Source organism: Brachybacterium sp. SW0106-09 (assembly GCF_001293905.1).
Taxonomy (GTDB): Bacteria; Actinomycetota; Actinomycetes; order Actinomycetales; family Dermabacteraceae; genus Brachybacterium; species Brachybacterium conglomeratum.
Window position 1 is genome coordinate 67,979 of record NZ_BCAK01000004.1, and the last position, 18,176, is coordinate 86,154.

Annotated in this window: 15 protein-coding genes; 6 read left to right on the top strand and 9 right to left on the bottom strand. The window is 70.0% G+C overall.

What is annotated here, in order from left to right:
• Positions 1–2: 2 nt before the first annotated feature.
• On the bottom strand, positions 3–332 hold the full coding sequence (gene fdxA / locus Y09_RS03075; RefSeq protein WP_010551454.1) for a ferredoxin: 330 nt from the start codon (positions 330–332) through the stop codon (positions 3–5).
• Between the two features lie 157 nt (positions 333–489).
• Between fdxA and Y09_RS03080 the strand changes: the two genes are divergently transcribed.
• Positions 490–762 carry a hypothetical protein gene (locus Y09_RS03080; RefSeq protein WP_053916190.1) on the top strand — a complete coding sequence of 91 codons (273 nt, stop codon included), beginning with the start codon at positions 490–492 and terminating at the stop codon, positions 760–762.
• Here Y09_RS03080 and Y09_RS03085 read toward each other — a convergent pair.
• The 7 genes from Y09_RS03085 to Y09_RS03115 all read right to left on the bottom strand — a co-directional run bounded on the left by Y09_RS03085 (position 701) and on the right by Y09_RS03115 (position 9,489).
• On the bottom strand, positions 701–1,282 hold the full coding sequence (locus Y09_RS03085) for a CDP-alcohol phosphatidyltransferase family protein (protein WP_010551452.1): 582 nt from the start codon (positions 1,280–1,282) through the stop codon (positions 701–703). The genes Y09_RS03080 and Y09_RS03085 overlap by 62 nt on opposite strands.
• A gap of 4 nt (positions 1,283–1,286) precedes the next feature.
• Entirely contained in the window at positions 1,287–1,727 is a 441-nt protein-coding gene (locus Y09_RS03090; protein WP_053916191.1) for a hypothetical protein, read from the bottom strand.
• A 4-nt stretch (positions 1,728–1,731) separates the two neighbouring features.
• Positions 1,732–3,654 (bottom strand): translational GTPase TypA, encoded by a 1,923-nt coding sequence (gene typA / locus Y09_RS03095; RefSeq protein WP_053916192.1) that lies wholly within the window; start codon positions 3,652–3,654, stop codon positions 1,732–1,734.
• Positions 3,655–3,943: 289 nt separating this feature from the next.
• Positions 3,944–5,839 carry an ABC transporter ATP-binding protein gene (locus tag Y09_RS03100; protein ID WP_053916193.1) on the bottom strand — a complete coding sequence of 632 codons (1,896 nt, stop codon included), beginning with the start codon at positions 5,837–5,839 and terminating at the stop codon, positions 3,944–3,946.
• The gene (locus Y09_RS03105) at positions 5,836–6,792 is read right to left on the bottom strand and encodes an ABC transporter permease (RefSeq protein ID WP_053916194.1); all 957 of its coding nucleotides are present in this window, start codon (positions 6,790–6,792) and stop codon (positions 5,836–5,838) included. The genes Y09_RS03100 and Y09_RS03105 overlap by 4 nt, the downstream gene beginning before the upstream one ends.
• Complete coding sequence (locus Y09_RS03110) at positions 6,782–7,711, bottom strand: ABC transporter permease (protein ID WP_053916195.1); 930 nt, start codon at positions 7,709–7,711, stop codon at positions 6,782–6,784. Before Y09_RS03110 ends, Y09_RS03105 begins: the two co-directional genes overlap by 11 nt.
• 122 nt (positions 7,712–7,833) lie before the next feature.
• Positions 7,834–9,489 carry an ABC transporter substrate-binding protein gene (locus tag Y09_RS03115; RefSeq protein WP_082358603.1) on the bottom strand — a complete coding sequence of 552 codons (1,656 nt, stop codon included), beginning with the start codon at positions 9,487–9,489 and terminating at the stop codon, positions 7,834–7,836.
• 210 nt (positions 9,490–9,699) lie between these two features.
• Between Y09_RS03115 and pgi the strand changes: the two genes are divergently transcribed.
• The gene (gene pgi, locus Y09_RS03120) at positions 9,700–11,394 is read left to right on the top strand and encodes a glucose-6-phosphate isomerase (protein ID WP_053916196.1); all 1,695 of its coding nucleotides are present in this window, start codon (positions 9,700–9,702) and stop codon (positions 11,392–11,394) included.
• A 167-nt stretch (positions 11,395–11,561) separates the two neighbouring features.
• Here pgi and Y09_RS03125 read toward each other — a convergent pair whose 3' ends face one another.
• Positions 11,562–12,965 carry an MFS transporter gene (locus Y09_RS03125; RefSeq protein WP_053916197.1) on the bottom strand — a complete coding sequence of 468 codons (1,404 nt, stop codon included), beginning with the start codon at positions 12,963–12,965 and terminating at the stop codon, positions 11,562–11,564.
• 297 nt (positions 12,966–13,262) lie between these two features.
• Here Y09_RS03125 and Y09_RS03130 point away from each other — a divergent pair, with 297 nt between their 5' ends.
• The 4 genes from Y09_RS03130 to Y09_RS03145 all read left to right on the top strand — a co-directional run bounded on the left by Y09_RS03130 (position 13,263) and on the right by Y09_RS03145 (position 18,053).
• Entirely contained in the window at positions 13,263–14,600 is a 1,338-nt protein-coding gene (locus Y09_RS03130) for an ABC transporter substrate-binding protein (RefSeq protein ID WP_053916198.1), read from the top strand.
• Positions 14,600–15,514, top strand: a complete 915-nt coding sequence (locus tag Y09_RS03135; protein WP_053916199.1) for a carbohydrate ABC transporter permease — start codon at positions 14,600–14,602, stop codon at positions 15,512–15,514. The genes Y09_RS03130 and Y09_RS03135 overlap by 1 nt, the downstream gene beginning before the upstream one ends.
• 4 nt (positions 15,515–15,518) lie before the next feature.
• Entirely contained in the window at positions 15,519–16,385 is an 867-nt protein-coding gene (locus tag Y09_RS03140) for a carbohydrate ABC transporter permease (protein ID WP_053916200.1), read from the top strand.
• A gap of 108 nt (positions 16,386–16,493) precedes the next feature.
• Positions 16,494–18,053, top strand: coding sequence for a flotillin family protein (locus Y09_RS03145; protein ID WP_053916201.1), 1,560 nt, complete (start codon positions 16,494–16,496; stop codon positions 18,051–18,053).
• Positions 18,054–18,176: the final 123 nt, after the last annotated feature.

Here is an 18,176-nt window from a genome sequence, read left to right on the forward strand (position 1 = left end):
GCTCAGGCCAGGGGGTTCTCTTGCGGGGGCAGGGCCTCGACGAGCGGGTGGTCCTTGTCGATCACGCCCATCTTCGCCGCGCCGCCCGGTGCGCCGAGCTCGTCGAAGAACTCGACGTTGGCCTTGTAGTAGTCGGCCCACTCGTCGGGGGTGTCGTCCTCGTAGAAGATCGCCTCGACGGGGCAGACGGGCTCGCACGCGCCGCAGTCCACGCACTCGTCGGGCTGGATGTACAGCATCCGGTTGCCCTCGTAGATGCAGTCCACGGGGCACTCGTCGACGCAGGCACGATCCTTCACGTCGACGCAGGGCAGGGCGATGACGTACGTCATGTGCAGCTTCCTTCCGTCCGGGGCGCCCTCCATCATCTCATCCCGGCCCCGCCCGGGAGCACCGCCGGGACGTGCCGGAGCAGGAGGTGACAGGATGCACAGCCTGCCTGCGCCGGCCCCCGTGCCGGGCCGACGGGCCCGGGGTTAGCCTGCCCGGATGACGATGCACGAGGGTCACCGGGTCCGCGCCGGCTGGGCGCCCTTCCTCGCCGAGGGGCGACGGGTGGTGCTGCGCTATGCGATCGACCGCGAGCGCTCCCCGCACGGCGAGTCGATGACCGATGCGCTGGGCACGATCACGCTGGTCGACGAGGCGGTGGTGCAGGTGATGACACGGCGCGGCGAGGTGCGCGTGCCGCGGGCCCTGGTCATCGCCGCGAAGGAGGTCCCGCCTCCGCCGGCGCGGCGGCAGGGGCCCGCCGCGCCCTGACGATGTAGTCCACGCCGGAGCCGACGTGCAGCACGGCCCCGACCCACACCAGCGCCTGCGCGGCCGGCACCAGCGAAGGTGCCCACGCGGCGACGGCGACCAGCAGGAACACCGAGGCCATCAGCACGAAGGTGCGGATCTTGCCGAGCCAGGAGACGGAGATCCGCCCGCCGAGCGCGGCGCGCGTGGCGAGGACGGCCATCGCCGCGTCGACGACGACGATCACGGCGAGCGCCGCCCAGGGCAGCAGGTCGGCGAGGGCCAGGGTCAGCACGATCGCGACGAGGCCCAGCCGGTCCGCGATCGGGTCCATGATCTGGCCGGTGCGGCTGGTCTGGTCCAGGGCGCGGGCGAGCATCCCGTCGATCCAGTCGGTCGAGGCCCAGACGAGCAGCAGCACCACGCCGAGGGTGTCCGGCCCGTCCGCCAGGCGCAGGCACACCGGCAGCAGCAGCGCGAGGCGGACGAGGGTGACGAGGTTCGGGATCGTCGCCCAGTCGGGGCGGTCGGCGGCGCTCATGGTCTCAGCGTGCCCGGGACCGGCCGCGTCCCGCCACCGTGATCACCAGGGCGAGGGCGAAGGGGATCAGGATCCCGATGCCCTGGACGATCCAGCCGGAGTACTGCGCCTGGTCCGCGATCACGGCGGGCAGGAGCACGCCGCCCCCCGCCCCCTCGCCGAGGAAGGGCCCGGCCAGCAGGCCCCACAGCGAGCCGAGCACCAGGAGCGGGAAGCGGGTCCCCGTCGCGGACCACAGGAACAGGCACACCACGGCCTGGAAGACGGCGCCGAACAGGAGCCCGGCCGGGAGGTCGGCGCCGAGCACGGTCAGCTCGAACCGGTGGGTGGTGACCAGCAGCAGCACCGAGACGATCGCGAGCACGATCGCCATCGCGGCCTGGCCGAGCCGGGCGGCGAGGGAGGTCGTGTCGACCGCCGTCGGCCTCTGCTGCGTGCTGGTCACCGCGTCACTTCCCGGACTTCGCCTTGGACTGGGCGCGACGGCGCTCGTTCGCATCCAGGATCACCTTGCGGATGCGCACGATCTCCGGGGTGACCTCCACGCACTCGTCCTCGCCGGTGAACTCGAGGGACTCCTCGAGGGTCAGCTTCCGCGGCGGCACCAGGTTCTCGAAGGAGTCCGACGACGCGGCGCGCATGTTCGTCAGCTTCTTCTCCTTGGTGATGTTCACGTCCATGTCCTCGTTGCGGGAGTTCTCCCCCACGACCTGACCGGCGTAGACCTCCGAGGTCGGCTCGACGAAGAAGGAGCCGCGCTCCTGGAGGTTGATCATCGCGAAGGGGGTCACGTTCCCGGCGCGGTCGGCGACCAGCGAGCCGGTCGCGCGGAACTCGATCTCGCCCATCCACGGCTCGTGGCCGTCGGCGTAGGAGGAGGCGATGCCGTTGCCGCGGGTCTCGGTCATGAACCGGGTGCGGAAGCCGATCAGGCCGCGGGCGGGGACGACGAACTCCATGCGCACCCAGCCGGAGCCGTGGTTGCTCATGGTCTCCATGCGGCCCTTGCGCGAGGCCATCAGCTGGGTGACGGTGCCGAGGTACTCGTCGGGCACGTCGATCGTCATCCGCTCGACCGGCTCGTGGACCTTCCCGTCGATCTCGCGGGTGAGCACCTTGGGCTTGCCGACGGTGAGCTCGAAGCCCTCGCGGCGCATCTGCTCGACCAGGATCGACAGGGCCAGCTCGCCGCGGCCCTGCACCTCCCAGGCGTCGGGGCGCTCGGTGGGCAGCACCTTCAGGGACACGTTGCCGACCAGCTCGGAGTCCAGGCGGTCCTTCACCTGGCGGGCGGTGAGCTTGTGGCCCTTGCCGTTCTTGCCCGCGAGCGGGGAGGTGTTGATGCCGATGGTCATCGAGATCGCGGGGTCGTCGATGGTGATCAGCGGCAGCGGGCGCGGATCGTTCACGTCGGCGAGGGTCTCGCCGATCATGATTTCCGGGATGCCGGCGACGGCGACGATGTCGCCCGGGCGGGCGGCGCGGGTCATCGGCTCGCGGGAGAGGCCCTTGGTCTCCAGCAGCTCGGTGATCTTCACCGTCTTCGTGGTGCCGTCCTGGGTGCACCAGGCGACCTGCTGGCCCTTGGTGAGCTCGCCGTTCTTGATGCGCAGCAGCGCGAGACGGCCCAGGAACGGGGAGGCGTCGAGGTTGGTGACGTGGGCCTGCAGCGGCACCTCGTCGTCGTAGCTCGGGGCCGGGATCGACTCGAGGATGGTCTTGAACAGCGGCTCGACGGTCTCCTCCTCGGGGAGGGTGCCGTCGGCGGGCTGGGTGGTGGAGGCGCGGCCCGCCTTGCCGGAGGCGTAGACGACCGGCACGTCCAGGACCGCGTCGAGGTCGATGTCGTCGATCTCCTCGGCGAGGTCGGAGGCCAGGCCCAGCAGCAGGTCGGTGGCCTCGCCGACGACCTCGTCGATGCGTGCGTCGGGACGGTCGACCTTGTTGACCACGAGGATCACGGGCAGCTTCGCGGCCAGCGCCTTGCGCAGCACGAAGCGGGTCTGCGGCAGCGGGCCCTCGGAGGAGTCCACCAGCAGCACGACGCCGTCGACCATCGACAGACCGCGCTCGACCTCTCCGCCGAAGTCGGCGTGGCCGGGGGTGTCGATGACGTTGATGGTGATGCCGTCGGGCTCGCCGACCGCCGCGGCCGAGGGGCCGACGTAGCGGATCGCCGTGTTCTTGGCGAGGATCGTGATGCCCTTCTCGCGCTCGAGCTCGCCGGAGTCCATCGCCCGCTCGTCGTGCTTGTCACGCTCGCCGAAGGCTCCGCCCTGGGTGAGCATGGCGTCGACCAGGGTGGTCTTGCCGTGGTCCACGTGGGCGACGATGGCGACGTTTCGCAGGTCGGTGCGGTGCTGGATGGTCATACGCAGGTGCTCGATTCAGATAGCGCGGCGGGGCGTGGACCGAGCAGCGCCCGGTCGCACGGCGGGTGCGACCCGCTCCAGGGCCGCGCCGAGTCTATCGGGCCGGGGCGCTCCGCGACGGGTGCGGGGATGAGAGCTTCGACGCGCTGTTCCCGGCGAGGAGCGCGGCGGGGAGGGCCGAGGCGAGGCGTCACCTCTCGGGTCGACGAGAGCGAGGCCCGCACGGATCCTCTCCGCGCGGGCCTCGCCCCTGTCATCGGTCCGACGTCATCGGTCCCCGGTCACCGGCTCAGACGTGCCCGGCCTGGGTGAAGGGATCGATGATGTCGTCCGGGCCGCCGTCGCCCTCGCCGCCGGTCTCGTCGGCCAGGCCCTCCGGGGCCTCGACGTCGATCGTCTCCGAGCCCGCCAGCGGGATGGAGCCGCCGGGGATCGCGGCGAGCAGGCGCTTGGTGTAGTCCTGCTGCGGGGCGTGGAAGACGTCGTCGGTGGTGCCCTGCTCGACGACCTTCCCCTTCTCCATCACGAGGGTGTGATCCGCGATCTGCCGCACCACGGCGAGGTCGTGGGTGATGAACAGGTAGCTCAGCCCCAGCTCGGCCTGCAGATCGTTGAGCAGCTCGAGCACCTGGGCCTGGACCAGCACGTCCAGCGCCGAGACGGCCTCGTCGCAGATCACGACCTCGGGGTCCAGCGCGAGCGCGCGGGCGATTGCGACGCGCTGGCGCTGGCCGCCCGAGAGCTCGTTGGGATAGCGACGCATCATCGCCGCGGGCAGCGCGACCTTGTCCAGCAGGTCGCGGACCTTCGCCTCGCGGCTCTTCGGATCCCCGATGCCGTGCAGGCGCATCGGCTCCTCGATCGTGCGGAAGATCGAGTACATCGGGTCGAGGGTGCCGTAGGGGTTCTGGAAGATCGGCTGCACGCGACGGCGCAGCGCCTTCAGCCGGCCGCCCCGCAGGTCCGCCACGTCCTCCCCCTCGAAGAGCACCCGGCCCGAGGTGGGCTCGAGCAGCTTCAGCACCATCTGGGCGACGGTGGACTTGCCCGAGCCGGACTCCCCCACGATCGCCGTGGTGGTGCCGCGGCGCAGCGCGAAGGAGACGTCGTCGACCGCGAGGAACGGGGTCGACCTCCACGGCACCTTCCCGCGGATCGGGAAGGACTTCGTCAGGCTCTGCACCTCGATCACCGCGTCGGCGTCCGGCTCGGCGTAGCCGAACTCGGGCGCCATCGTATCGGACACCGGCGCCGGGGAGGTGAGGCGGTCCTCGGCGTGCACCGGCGCGTTCTCCTGCGCCTGCTCCCGGCTCTCCGCCCGCTGGGAGGAGGAGACCAGGCGCCGCGAGGCGAGCGACGGCGCGGCGCTGATGAGCCGCTTGGTGTACGGGTGCTGCGGGTCCTGCAGCAGCTGCAGCGCAGGACCGGACTCGACGACCTGACCCTTGTACATCACCACCAGGTGCTGGGCGCGCTCGGCGGCCAGACCCAGGTCGTGGGTGATCAGCAGCACCGCCACGCCGAGCTCACCGGTGAGGTGGTCGAGGTGGTCGAGGATCTGCTGCTGGACGGTGACGTCCAGCGCGCTGGTGGGCTCGTCGGCCACCAGCAGCTTCGGCCGGGCGGCCAGGCCCATCGCGATCAGGGCGCGCTGCTTCATGCCGCCGGAGAACTCGTGCGGGAACTGCTCGGCGCGGCGCTCCGCGTCGGAGAGCCCCGCCTCCTCGAGCAGCTGGACGGTGCGCTTCCTCGCCTCGGCGCCCTTGGCGACGCCGTTGGCCGCGAGGGTCTCGCGGATCTGGGCACCGACCTTCCACATGGGGTTGAGGTTGCTCATCGGGTCCTGCGGGACCAGGCCCACCTGGTCGCCGCGCAGCACCCGGATCTCCTTCTCGGAGACGTGGGTGATGTCGCGGCCCTCGAAGTGGATCTGGCCGCCGGTGATCGAGCCGTTCTTGGCCAGCAGGTGCGCGATCGCCATGGCGGTCGTGGACTTGCCCGAGCCGGACTCGCCCACGATCGCGACGGTCTCCCCGGGGTACACCTCAAGGTTCGCATTGCGCACGCCCTTGACCGGTCCGCTCGAGGTGGTGAACGTGATCTCGAGGTCCTTGATCTCCAGCAGCGGCTGCGCGGAGCCGGGCGGGGAGGCGGACGGGGTGGGGTTCACGGAGGTCGTGGTCATCGCTTCCTCGCCTTCGGGTCCAGCGCGTCGCGCACCGCGTCGCCGAGCATGATGAAGCTCAGCACGGTGATCGCCAGCGCCAGGGACGGGTAGAACAGCATGGACGGCTGCGTGCGCAGCGCGTCACGGGCGTCGGAGATGTCCCCGCCCCAGGAGACGGCGGAGGTGGGCAGGCCCACGCCGAGGAAGGACAGCGTCGCCTCGGCGACGATGAACACGCCGAGGTTGACGGTCGCGGTGACGATCACCGGGGCGATCGCGTTGGGGATCACGTGCTTCAGCAGCACGGTGCCGCTCGAGGCGCCGAGCGCGACCGAGGAGGTGACGTAGTCCTGGCTCTTCGTGGAGATCACGGCGCCGCGCATGATGCGGGCGACGTTGGTCCAGCCGAAGATGCTCAGCACCACGATCACGGTCCACATGCTCATCTCGCCCACGCGGGTCGCGACCACGATCGCGCCGAGGATCATCGGCACCGCGAAGAAGATGTCGGTGACGCGGGAGATGACCTCGTCGAACCAGCCGCCGATGTAGCCGGCGAGCGCGCCGACCGTGCCGCCGATGAGCGTCGAGCCGACCATGGCGAAGAAGCCGATGATCACCGAGGTGCGAGCACCCCAGAAGGTGCGGGCCATGATGTCGTAGCCCTGGCGGGAGGTGCCGAAGGGGTGCTCGGGACCGGGCGGCTGGTTCGCGCGGCCGAGATCGCCGAAGCCCGGGTCCTGCGAGGTGAACACCTGCGGGAACGCGGCGACGAAGAGCACGAACAGGATCAGCAGCGCGGAGATCACGAACACGGGGTTGCGGACCAGGCTGCGCCCGGCCTCGGCCCACAGCGAGCGCGGGGTGCCGGTCGTGTCGACCGCGTCGACCTCCTGCAGCGGGGTCTCCGCGAGCGGCGCGACCCAGTGCTCCGTGCGGGGGCGGCGGGAGTTCTGAGCATCACTTCGCATAGCGGATCCTCGGGTCGAGCACGCCGTAGAGCAGGTCCACGACGAGGTTGGAGAGCAGGAAGATGATCACCAGCAGCGTCACCAGCGACACGATCATCGGGGCCTCGCCCGCGTTGATCGAGTTGAACAGCAGCGTGCCGATGCCCGGGACGTTGAAGACGCGCTCGGTGACGATCGCGCCGCCCATCAGGGCGCCCAGGTCCGCGCCGATGAAGGTGACCACGGGGATCAGGGAGTTGCGCAGGACGTGCTTGGAGACCACGCCGCCGCGGGAGAGGCCCTTCGCGGTCGCGGTGCGCACGTGGTCGGCGCCCGCCGTCTCCGCGATCGAGGTGCGGGTCAGGCGCAGCACGTAGGCGAAGGAGACGCCGCCGAGCACGATGCCGGGCAGCAGCAGGTTCTGCCAGGACGGGTCGCGGCCCACGTTGATCGGGGCGATCCCCAGCTGCAGGCCGAAGACGAACTGCGCCAGGAAGCCCAGCACGAAGGTGGGCGTGGCGATCAGCAGCAGCGAGAGCATCAGCAGCGTGGTGTCGATCAGCTTGCCCTTGCGCAGGCCCGAGATCACGCCGGCGGCGACGCCGAAGATCGTCTCGACGACCACGGCGATGATCGCGAGGCGGAACGTGGTCGGGAAGGCCGCGGCGATCTGGTCCCACAGGGGGCGGCCGTTGAAGCCGACGCCCAGGTCGAAGGTCAGCACGCTCTTGAGGTAGAGCAGCCACTGCACGAGGACAGGCTGGTCGAGGTTGTACTGCTCGCGCAGCCGCTGCTCGACCGCCGGGGAGATCGGCTTGTCACCGGCCAGGGTGAGGATCGGGTCGCCGGAGGTGTAGAACGCCAGCAGGTAGACGATCAGGGTGGCGCCGAGGAAGACGGGGATCATCTGCAGCAGTCGCCGCCCGATGTACCAGAGCACGTCGTTCCCTTTCGATGGAGGAGGGGCCTCGCGGCCCGGTGGAACGGCCCGGCCGGGCGCCGGGCGTGGAACAGCGGGAACCGGACGCAGCCGGTTCCCGCTGTCACGGGGAGATCAGCAGATCACTTGGTGATGTTGTGGTACAGCGGCACGGTGTCCCAGCCGTACTCGACGTCGGAGACGAGCGTCGAGTAGCCGCCGATGGTGTTCTGGTACCAGAGCGGGAGGACGGGGAGGTCCCGCATGATCAGGGCCTCCGCCTCCTTCCAGATCTTGATGGCGTCCTCCTCGGTCTCGGCGGCGAGGCCGTCGGCCAGGAGCTGGTCGAACTCGGGGTTCTTGTAGTCGCCGTCGTTGGAGCCGTTGCCGTCGGCCGCGGAGGAGCCGTAGAGCGGGCCGAGGAAGTTGTAGGCCGAGGGGTAGTCCGCCTGCCAGCCGGAGCGCCAGGTGCCCATGAGGTCACGGGCGCGGATCTGCTCGCGCATCTCGCCGAAGGCCGGGAACGGCGTGGGCTTCGCCTCGATGCCGAGGACGTTCGCGAGCGAGTTGCAGACCGCCTCGACCCAGTCCGCGTGCGGACCGTCGGCGTTGTAGGCGAGGGTGAGCGGGCCCTTGAACGGGGTGATCGCCTCGGCCTCGTCCCACAGCTTCTTCGCCTCGGCCTCGTCGTACTCGAGCACCTCGGCGCCGGGGATGTCGGTCGCGCCGCCGCCGGGGATCACCGGGGAGACGAAGTCCGTGGCCGGGGTGCGGGTGCCGAAGAAGAGGTTGTCGCAGATCGACTTGCGGTCGATCGCGCGCGAGAGCGCCTTGCGACGGATCGCTCCGGCCTCGCCCTCGAAGTTCGGGTCGTAGCCGGGCAGGGTGATCGACTGGAACACAGCGCCGGGGGCGTTGACGGCCCGCTCGCCGAGGTCGCTCTCGAAGGTCGCGAGCGCCGAGCCGGGCAGCTGGTCGACGACGTCGACGTTGTCCGACTGCAGGTCGAGGTACATCGTCTCCGGGTCCTGGTAGACCGTGAAGTTGATGCCGGAGTTCTTCGGGGTGCGGGGACCGTCGTAGGACTCGTTGGGGACCAGCACCAGCTCCTGGTCGTGGGTCCAGGTCTCGAGCTTGTAGGGGCCGTTCGCCAGCGGCGCCTCGCCGTAGGCCTCCATGTCGTCGAAGGCCGAGGGCGGCATCGGCATGTAGGCCGAGTAGCCCAGGCGGGTCGGGAAGTCCGACTGCGGGGTGACCAGGCGCGCGGTGAAGGTGGTCTCGTCGACGACCTCGAGGCCGGAGAGGGTCGCATCGGCGGCGACGCCCTCGGCGGAGAGCTCCTCGTAGCCCTCGAAGGGCTCGAAGAAGTACTGGCCGATCTGGGCGTTGGCGGCGTTCGCGCCGTAGTTCCAGGAGTCGACGAAGTCCTGCGCGGTGATCGGGGTGGAGCCGTCGGAGTAGGTGAGGCCCGAACGGATCTTGATGGTCCAGTTCTGGTTGTCCTCGGACTCGATCGACTCGGCGATGTCGTTCTCGATGCTGCCGTCGGCCTTGTAGTAGACCAGGCCCGCGAAGATCATCGTGATGATGCGGCCGCCGCCGACCTCGCCGGTGTTGGCGGGCAGCAGGGGGTTCTCGGGCTCGGTGGTGTTCGCGTAGATCGGCTCTCCGGTGCCGCCGCCGGCATCGCTGCCGCCGGCTCCGGCGCCGCCTTCGTCTCCGCCGCAGGCGGCGAGGGTGAGGGCGGCCGCGCCTCCGGCGGCGGTGCCCAGCATCATGGATCGGCGCGAGATGGCCATGGGTTCTCCTGGATGGCTCGTGGTCGTGCACCGCACCATCGTTGTGCGGTACGGCACCTAGTGTGCACCCTCCGATGTCAACTGCATTCCATCTGTCGGTAACGCTTCGGTCTCGGCGATTTTTCAACCATGAGCGGACCCGGGGCGGACCAGGGGCGGAACCCGTGGCAGGAAGTCCCCTCCGAGCGTGCCTGGGTGTTGAATGGCCGTATGACTTCTTCCGATCCCACCACTGCTCCTGTCGACCCCACCACGACCGAGGCCTGGGCCGAGCTCGAGGCGCACGACCTCGCGCTCGAGGGCTCCCTGCGCGAATGGTTCGCCGAGGATCCCGAGCGCGCCGCCCGCTTCACGCACGACGCCGCCGACCTCCACGTCGACCTGTCGAAGAACCTCCTGACCCCCGAGACCATGAGCCTGCTGCTGAAGCTGGCCCGCGAGGTCGGGGTCGAGGAGCGTCGCGACGCGATGTACGCCGGCGCCCACATCAACACCACCGAGGACCGCGCCGTGCTGCACACCGCGCTGCGCCGCCCCGCCGGCTCCTCCCCCGCCCTGGCCGTGGACGGGCAGAACATCGACGAGGACGTGCGCGGCACGCTCCACCGCGTCTACGAGTTCGCCGAGAAGGTCCGCTCCGGCGAGTGGACCGGCGTGACCGGCAAGCGCATCGAGACCGTCGTGAACATCGGCATCGGCGGCAGCGACCTCGGCCCCGTCATGGTGTACGAGGCGCTGAAGCCCCTCGCCCAGGACGGCCTCGAGGCCCGCTTCCTGTCCAACATCGATCCCACCGACGCGTTCGAGACCACGCGCGGCCTCGACCCCGAGACGACGCTCGTCATCGTCGCCTCGAAGACCTTCACCACCCTGGAGACCCTCACCAACGCGCGCCTGGTGCGCAGCTGGCTGCTGGAGGGGCTGCGCGAGAGCGCGGGCCTGACCGCCGAGCAGGAGAAGGAGGCCGTCGCGAAGCACTTCGTGGCCGTCTCCACCGCGCTGGACAAGGTCGAGGAGTTCGGGATCGATCCCCGGAACGCCTTCGGCTTCTGGAACTGGGTGGGCGGCCGCTACAGCGTCGACTCCGCGATCGGCACCGTGCTCGCCACCGTGCTGGGCCCGGACGTGTTCGAGGAGTTCCTGGCCGGCTTCCACGCGATGGACGAGCACTTCGCCACCGCGCCCGCGGAGCAGAACGTGCCGCTGCTGATGGGCCTGCTGAACATCTGGAACGTGAACTTCCTGGAGGCGGAGACCCATGCGGTCCTCCCCTACTCCCAGTACCTCCACCGCTTCCCGGCCTACCTCCAGCAGCTCACCATGGAGTCCAACGGCAAGGGCGTGCGCTGGGACGGCTCGCTGGCGACCACCGAGACCGGCGAGGTCTTCTGGGGCGAGCCCGGCACCAACGGCCAGCACGCCTTCTACCAGCTGATCCACCAGGGCACCCGCGTGATCCCGGCGGACTTCATCGCCTTCGCCACCCCGGACCACGCGCTGGTCGACGGGGGGCAGGACGTCCACGAGCTGTTCCTGGCGAACTTCTTCGCCCAGACCAAGGCGCTCGCCTTCGGCAAGACCGCCGAGGAGGTCCGCGCCGAGGGGACCGAGGGCGCGCTCGTCGCCGCCCGCGAGTTCTCCGGGGACCGGCCCACCACCTCGATCATGGCCCCGAAGCTGACCCCGTCGGTGCTGGGCCAGCTGATCGCGCTGTACGAGCACATCACCTTCGTGCAGGGCGTCGTGTGGGGCATCAACTCCTTCGACCAGTGGGGCGTGGAGCTCGGCAAGCAGCTGGCGAAGGACCTCGCCGGCGCCGTCGCCGGCGACGAGGAGAAGATCTCCGCGGAGGACGCCTCGACCTCGGGTCTGATCCGCTACTACCGCGAGCACCGCAAGGGCTGATCAGCACCCTCCGCTCCTGCGCCTGCAGAAAGGGGACGTGAGAGGCACGCCGCGGAGCTCAGCGCTCCGCCGTGCCGCTCACGTCCCCTTTCTGCTGGTGCCCTCCGTCTGATCAGGCAGCACCCTCCCGCCCGATCTCCTGCCGCTCGTCCCTCGCAGCACGTCGATCAGGCCAGGTAGTCCACGTCCTTCGTCTCGCCGCCGACGCCGAGCGCGCCGAGCGTGACCACCGCGGCGACCGCGAGATAGGAGCCGACCAGCAGCAGGGAGCCGCCCTGCTGCTGCCACAGCCAGATCATCGCGTACGGCGCAGGCGCCGCCCCGATCACCGAGGCCATGTTGTAGCTGACGGCGCTGCCGGTGTAGCGCACGTCGGCCTTGAACATCTCCGGCAGGAACGCGGCCATCGGCCCGAACGTCATGCCCATGAGGGTGAAGCCGAGGATCAGCGCGGCCATCACCCCGGCCGTGCCGGCGTGCATGAGCGGGTCCAGGACGAGCCCGAACACGCCGATCCCGGCGGTCACGGCGAGCAGGAGCCGCTTGCGCCCCAGCCGGTCCGCGAGCGGACCGGAGACGACGGTGAAGATCCCGAAGAAGACCACGCCGATGATGAGCATGGTGAGGAAGTCGGTGCGCTCGTAGCCGAGGCCGGGCACGAAGGTCGCGGCGTTGAAGTCCTTGCCGGCCGTCTCCGCGGCGGCGCGGGCGGAGGCCTCGTCGGCCGCGGTGGTGCCGACCACCATGAGGAAGGCGGTCATGAGGTAGAAGAGCACGTAGGTGGCGACCATCGCGAGGGTCGCGAGCACGAGCGGCTTCCACGCGGTGCGGAACACGCGCGCGATCGGCACGGAGGCGACCCGCTGCTCGTCCAGCACCTTCTGGAAGGCCGGGGACTCCATCAGCTTCAGCCGCACCCACAGCCCCACGACCACCAGGACCGAGGAGAGCAGGAAGGGCACGCGCCAGCCCCAGGCCATGAACTGCTCCGGTGAGAGCTGCACGCTCAGCAGCACGAACAGCAGGTTCGAGAGGATGAAGCCGACGGGCGCGCCGAGCTGCGGGAAGGTGCCGTACAGGGCGCGCTTGCCGGGCGGGGCGTTCTCGGTCGCCAGCAGCGCGGCGCCGGACCACTCGCCGCCCAGTCCGATGCCCTGGCAGAAGCGCAGCAGCACCAGGATCGCGGGGGCGATGAACGAGAAGCCCGGGGTCGAGGCGGTGGGCAGCACGCCGATGAGGAAGGTGGCGATGCCCATCACCAGCAGGCTCGCCACGAGCGTGGCCTTGCGGCCCACGCGGTCGCCGTAGTGGCCGAAGATCAGCGAGCCCAGCGGCCTCGCGACGAAGGCGACGCCGAACACCGCGAAGGAGCTCAGCAGCTGGTTCGCCGGGGTCTGCGTGGGGAAGAACAGCGCCGGGAACACGAGCGAGGCGGCGGTCGCGTAGGCGTAGAAGTCGAAGAACTCGATGGTGGTGCCCACCATCGAGGCCGTGATGACCCGGCCGCGGGTGTTGGCCGGGGCGGTCGGCGGCGGAGCGGTGGAGGAGGTCGGGGCGGGGACGGTGTTCACGAGGGGCGACCCTAGACCCGGAGGTCCACCATGCGGACCCTCGGGCCGGATCCTGAGATCGTGGCGGCGCCGGCGAGCGCCCCTGCCGTTCACCCGAATGTCTCCGACTGTCCACTCCGTCCCACGGAGGAGCGCTTTCCCCCGCCGGACCTGGTCACGGTCCCGCAACGATGCGGACGAATCGCCGCGACCCCACTCCGCTGCTGCGGAATTGCGCTGACCATGTGGGCAGGGGCCGCACCGTCGCGTCCCCTGCCCTCCGCGGAGGGACCACATAGCTGTCGAGGAGGACCGCGCATGTCACGCCGTACCGTCTCCCGTTCGCGCCTCACCCCCACCCGCCGTACCGTCACCCTCGGAGGGACTGCGGCGATCGCCGCCACCGCCCTCGCCGCCTGCAACCCCGGGGGCTCCGGAGACGGTGACGGCGGTGGCGAGGGCGAGCCCGTCGCCGAGCAGGACACCGCCGCTCTCGCCGGCAAGTCCGTCAGCTACCTCTACTTCACCGACGGTCCTGATGAGCAGGCTACCCGCGACCTCATCGCCGCCTTCGAACAGGAGTACGACGTCACCGTCGAGCTCGAGATCGTGCCCTTCGCCGACATCACCACCACCCTCCAGGCACGGCTGTCCGGCGGGCAGGCGCCGGACGTCGCGCGCGTCGCCGCGACCGCGCCCTTCGCCGGGGACCTGTTGCTCCTGGACGACTATCTCGGCGCCGACTACCTCGAGCAGTTCACCGAGGGAGTGCAGGTGGGGATGGCCGACGCGGACGGGAGAATCCACGCGATCGCCTCCGACCTCACCCAGAACGGCCCCTTCGTGAACACCGACCTGTTCGAGCAGGCCGGGGTCGCGCTGCCGGAGTCCTGGACCTGGGAGGAGATGGTGGACCTCGCCACCCAGGTGCAGGAGGCCACCGGCACCGAGTTCGCCTTCGCGATGGACAAGTCTGGCCACCGGCTCTCCACGATCCTGTCCCAGGGCGGCACCTACCTGGTCCAGGACAGCAGCAGCTCCCTGGACGTGGCCGCCGCGGCCACCGCGCTGCAGCCGCTGGTGGACATGATCGAGGCCGGCACCTCCCCCAGAGACTTCTGGCTCGACTCGGGCACGAAGTACCAGGGCGCCAACGAGGTGTTCCTCGCCCAGCAGGTGCCCGTGTACCTCTCCGGCAACTGGCAGGTCGCGCAGTTCGACGAGGACGCGGAGTTCGGCTGGGCGACGATGCCCAACCCCACGCAGGTCGTGGGCGGCGGCTTCCCGGGCGGGAAGTTCATGGTCGGCTTCGCCGAGGGGCCCGAGAACCAGCTCGCGGCGACCTTCCTGGAGTTCATGAACTCGACCGAGTCTCAGAAGTCCTTCATCTCCGCCTCCGCCTTCATGCCCACGCGCGCGGACCTCACCGAGTCCGGGGTCGAGTACCCGGTGCGGAACGAGGAGATGGGCATCTTCGTCGACGACCTCGCCGAGACCCCGACCGAGGCGTACGCGGCCTGCTACGACGCGAACTTCGACGCCGCCGCGCAGGAGTTCGTGGCCGAGTTCGCGGAGGTCGTCTCCGGGAACAAGGACCTCGCCACCGCGATGGAGGACCTGCGCGCCTCGATCGACGCGATCGTGGAGCAGGCCTGATGAGCTCCGCCACCGCACCCGTCGGCAGCCGTCGTCGCCGACGGGTGCCGTGGTCCCTGCGCGCCGCGCCCTACCTGTTCCTGCTGCCGAACATGGTGATCTTCGGGCTGTTCACGATCTACCCGGCCTTCAGCGGCCTGAACATCTCGCTGTACAGCTCCCGAAACGGCCGCACCTTCGAATGGGCCGGGCTGGGCAACTACCGGCGGATCTTCGCCGACGACGACTTCTTCCAGTCGATGGGGGCGACGCTCGTGTTCGTCCTCGCCTTCGTGGCGCTGTCGGTCGCGATCTCGGTGGTGCTCTCCGTGCAGCTGAACGCGCAGCGGGTGGGCAGGGCGTTCTTCCGCTCGGTGTTCTTCCTGCCGGTGCTGCTGAGCCCGGTGGTCGTCGGCATCGTGTGGCGGTGGCTGCTCGAGCGCAACGGCGGCCTGGTCAACGCCGCGCTCGGCGCGCTAGGGATCCCGGCCGTGCCGTGGCTGGTGGACCCGACCCTCGCGATGGTGAGCGTGGTGGCGGTGAGCCTGTGGGTGAACGTCGGCTTCTACACGATGATCCTGCTGGCGGGGCTGCAGTCGATCGACCCGAACCTCTACGAGGCGGCGAGCCTGGACGGCGCCTCGCCGCTGCACCAGTTCCGGCACATCACCCTGCCGATGCTCGCCCCGACCACGATGGTGGTGCTGATCCTGTCCACGATCCACGGCTTCCAGTCCTTCGACGTCATCTACAACCTCACCGGCGGAGGGCCCGTGGGGGCGACGACGCTGCTGGTGCAGTATGTCTACGACAACGCCTTCGGCCCCCAGATGCAGTACGGGATGGCCGCGGCGGGCTCGGTGGTGCTGTTCGCGATCGTCATGGCGTTCACGCTGCTGAACTGGCTCGTGGGCCGACGCGCGGAGGCGGTGTGAGGCCATGACCCTTCCTGCTGCGAACAGGCCCACCACCTGGACCTCGACCTCCCGCACCCGGGTGCGTCCGCGGGACGTAGTGCGCACCGTGAACCTGACCGCCCTCGCGCTGCTGGTGCTGGTCCCGCTGGTGTGGACGGTGCTGGGCTCCTTCAAGAGCCCCACCGAGCTGTCCCGTCGGCCGCCGACGCTGCTTCCCGAGCAGTGGATGCCGCAGAACTACGTGGAGGCGCTGACCGGCTTCGACGTGCTGCGCTATCTCACCAACTCGGTGATCGTCGTGGTGGTCGCGACGCTGCTGACCCTTGCGATCAACGCAATGGCGGCCTACGCCCTGGCCCGCTACAACTTCCGCGGCCGGGAGGTGCTGTTCCTCCTCACGCTCGCCACGATCATGGTGCCGTTGCAGGTCATCCTGATCCCCGTCTACCAGGTCACCGCGGCGCTCGGCCTGACGAACTCGCTGTGGGGCGTGATCCTCCCGGCGATCGCGACGCCGACGGGGGTGTTCCTGCTGCGCCAGTACATGCTCACCATCCCCGACGAGCTGATCGACTCCGCGCGCATGGACGGGGCGCGGGAGTTCGGGATCTTCTGGCGGGTGGTGCTGCCGCTGTGCCGTCCCGCGCTCGCGGTGCTGGCGATCTTCTCGGTGCTGTGGCGGTGGAACGACTTCCTCTGGCCGCTGGTGGTCACCAACGAGCGCACCCGCACCCTGCCCGTGGCGCTGCAGCGCTTCGCGAGCCAGGAGGTCGTGCCCTTCAACCTGGTGCTCGCGATCTCCGTGGTCTCGCTCGTCCCGGTGCTGATCTGCTTCCTGGTGTTCCAGCGCCAGATCGTCCAGGGCATCGCCGCGACCGGCATGAAGTGACGGCACCGCCGGTCACGAGCGGGGCTCCGGTGCCGAATCGGCCTCCCGGTCGGCGGCCGTCGATGGAAGAATCATCGACGGCATGCCTGAACTGACCGAGGGGAACCCATGGAAGCCTTGATACCGATCATCGGCGGCGTCGTCGTCGTGGTGGTCGTCCTGCTCATCCTGCTGCTGGTGCTGCTGCGCAGCTACCGCATCGCCGCACCGAACGAGGCCCTGATCATCACCGGCCGCAACGCGAAGGCGAGCCCCACCGGGGACATCGACCTGGAGTCCGGCAGCGCCCGGGTCGTGATCGGCGGGCGCGCGATCGTGCGTCCGATCGTGGACCGCGCCTTCGTGCTCAGCCTGTCCTCGCGCCAGATCCCGGTCGAGGTCGAGGGCTACTCGATGAACGGCATCTTCCTCCGTTTGCGCGGGGTGGCGCAGGTGAAGGTGGGCGGCAACGTCGAGGACGTCCGCAAGGCCTCGCAGCGCTTCCTCGATCAGCAGCAGCAGATCGACCACTACACCCAGGAGATCCTCTCGGGCACCCTGCGCGCCGTCGTCGGCACGCTGACGGTGGAGCAGATCATCCGCGACCGCGCCTCCTTCGCCTCGCAGGTGCAGGCCGAGGCCGAGCACTCGATGAACAACCAGGGCCTGGTGATCGACACCTTCCAGATCTCGGCCATCGAGGACGACGGCTCCTACCTGCGCGACTGGGGCCGTCCCGAGGCGGCGCTGGTCGCCAAGCGCGCCGCGATCGCCGAGTCGGATGCGAACCGCGAGTCGACCCAGGCGAAGAACCTCAACCTCCAGCAGGAGGCGGAGTCGAAGCAGGCCTTCGACATCCGCAACGCGGAGATCAAGGAGGAGACCGATGCGCGTCAGGCCGTCGCCGACGCCGCCGGTCCCCTCGCCCGCGCCGCGCAGCAGCAGAAGATCATCGAGCAGGAAGAGCTCATCGCGGTCCGCAACAACGACCTGCGCGAGAAGCAGCTCATCGCCGAGGTCCACAAGCCGGCCGAGGCAAAGCGCTACGCCGAGCAGCAGGACGCGGACTCCAAGAAGTACGCCCGCGTCGCGGACTCCGAGGCGCAGCTGACCGACGAGCGCAACCGCGCCGAGTCCCGCAAGGTCACCGCGGACGCCGAGGCGCACGCGATCGAGGCCCGCGGTCGGGCCGAGGCCGAGGTCGAGCTGCAGCGCCGCTCGAAGGACGCCGAGGCGGTCCGGCTCGAGGGCCAGGCCGAGGCCGACTCGCTGCGCGCCAAGGGCGAGGCCGAGGCCGCGGCGATCCGCGCCAAGGGCGACGCCGAGGCGGAGACCACCCGTGCCCGCGCCGAAGCGTACAAGCAGTTCAACGACGCCGCGGTCCTGGCCCAGGTGCTCGAGGTGCTGCCGGAGGTCGCCGGCGAGCTCGCCTCCCCGTACTCGAACATCTCCAACCTCTCGGTGTTCTCCACCGACGGCGAGGCGAAGATCGGGCAGAACATCTCCGTGGGCCTCGCCCAGGTGCTCGACATGGTCAAGTCCACCACCGGCGTGGACTTCCAGGACACGCTCCAGCGGGCCGCCGAGGGCGGTCGCGCGGTGCGCGAGCAGTCCGAGCAGACCCGTGGCGCGGGGATCTTCCCCACCGCGGACCCCACGGCCGACGACGACGAGGAGGGCGAGGCCTGAAGCCTCTCCCCCGCGTCAGCGGCGCCCCGTCCCCTCTGCGGAGGAGGCGGGGCGCCGCTGCGTCATCCCCCGTCAGGACACCGTCCATCCGTCGTTCACCTGCGACGATCCGAGGACCGAGGA

Bases quoted from the DNA above. Each gene is read 5' to 3' on its own strand.
- fdxA (WP_010551454.1), bottom strand. From the start codon at position 332: ATGACGTACGTCATCGCCCTGCCCTGCGTCGACGTGAAGGATCGTGCC.
- Y09_RS03080 (WP_053916190.1), top strand. From the start codon at position 490: ATGACGATGCACGAGGGTCACCGGGTCCGCGCCGGCTGGGCGCCCTTC.
- Y09_RS03085 (WP_010551452.1), bottom strand. From the start codon at position 1,282: ATGAGCGCCGCCGACCGCCCCGACTGGGCGACGATCCCGAACCTCGTC.
- typA (WP_053916192.1), bottom strand. From the start codon at position 3,654: ATGACCATCCAGCACCGCACCGACCTGCGAAACGTCGCCATCGTCGCC.
- Y09_RS03100 (WP_053916193.1), bottom strand. From the start codon at position 5,839: ATGACCACGACCTCCGTGAACCCCACCCCGTCCGCCTCCCCGCCCGGC.
- Y09_RS03105 (WP_053916194.1), bottom strand. From the start codon at position 6,792: ATGCGAAGTGATGCTCAGAACTCCCGCCGCCCCCGCACGGAGCACTGG.
- Y09_RS03115 (WP_082358603.1), bottom strand. From the start codon at position 9,489: ATGGCCATCTCGCGCCGATCCATGATGCTGGGCACCGCCGCCGGAGGC.
- pgi (WP_053916196.1), top strand. From the start codon at position 9,700: ATGACTTCTTCCGATCCCACCACTGCTCCTGTCGACCCCACCACGACC.
- Y09_RS03130 (WP_053916198.1), top strand. From the start codon at position 13,263: ATGTCACGCCGTACCGTCTCCCGTTCGCGCCTCACCCCCACCCGCCGT.
- Y09_RS03135 (WP_053916199.1), top strand. From the start codon at position 14,600: ATGAGCTCCGCCACCGCACCCGTCGGCAGCCGTCGTCGCCGACGGGTG.
- Y09_RS03140 (WP_053916200.1), top strand. From the start codon at position 15,519: ATGACCCTTCCTGCTGCGAACAGGCCCACCACCTGGACCTCGACCTCC.
- Y09_RS03145 (WP_053916201.1), top strand. From the start codon at position 16,494: ATGGAAGCCTTGATACCGATCATCGGCGGCGTCGTCGTCGTGGTGGTC.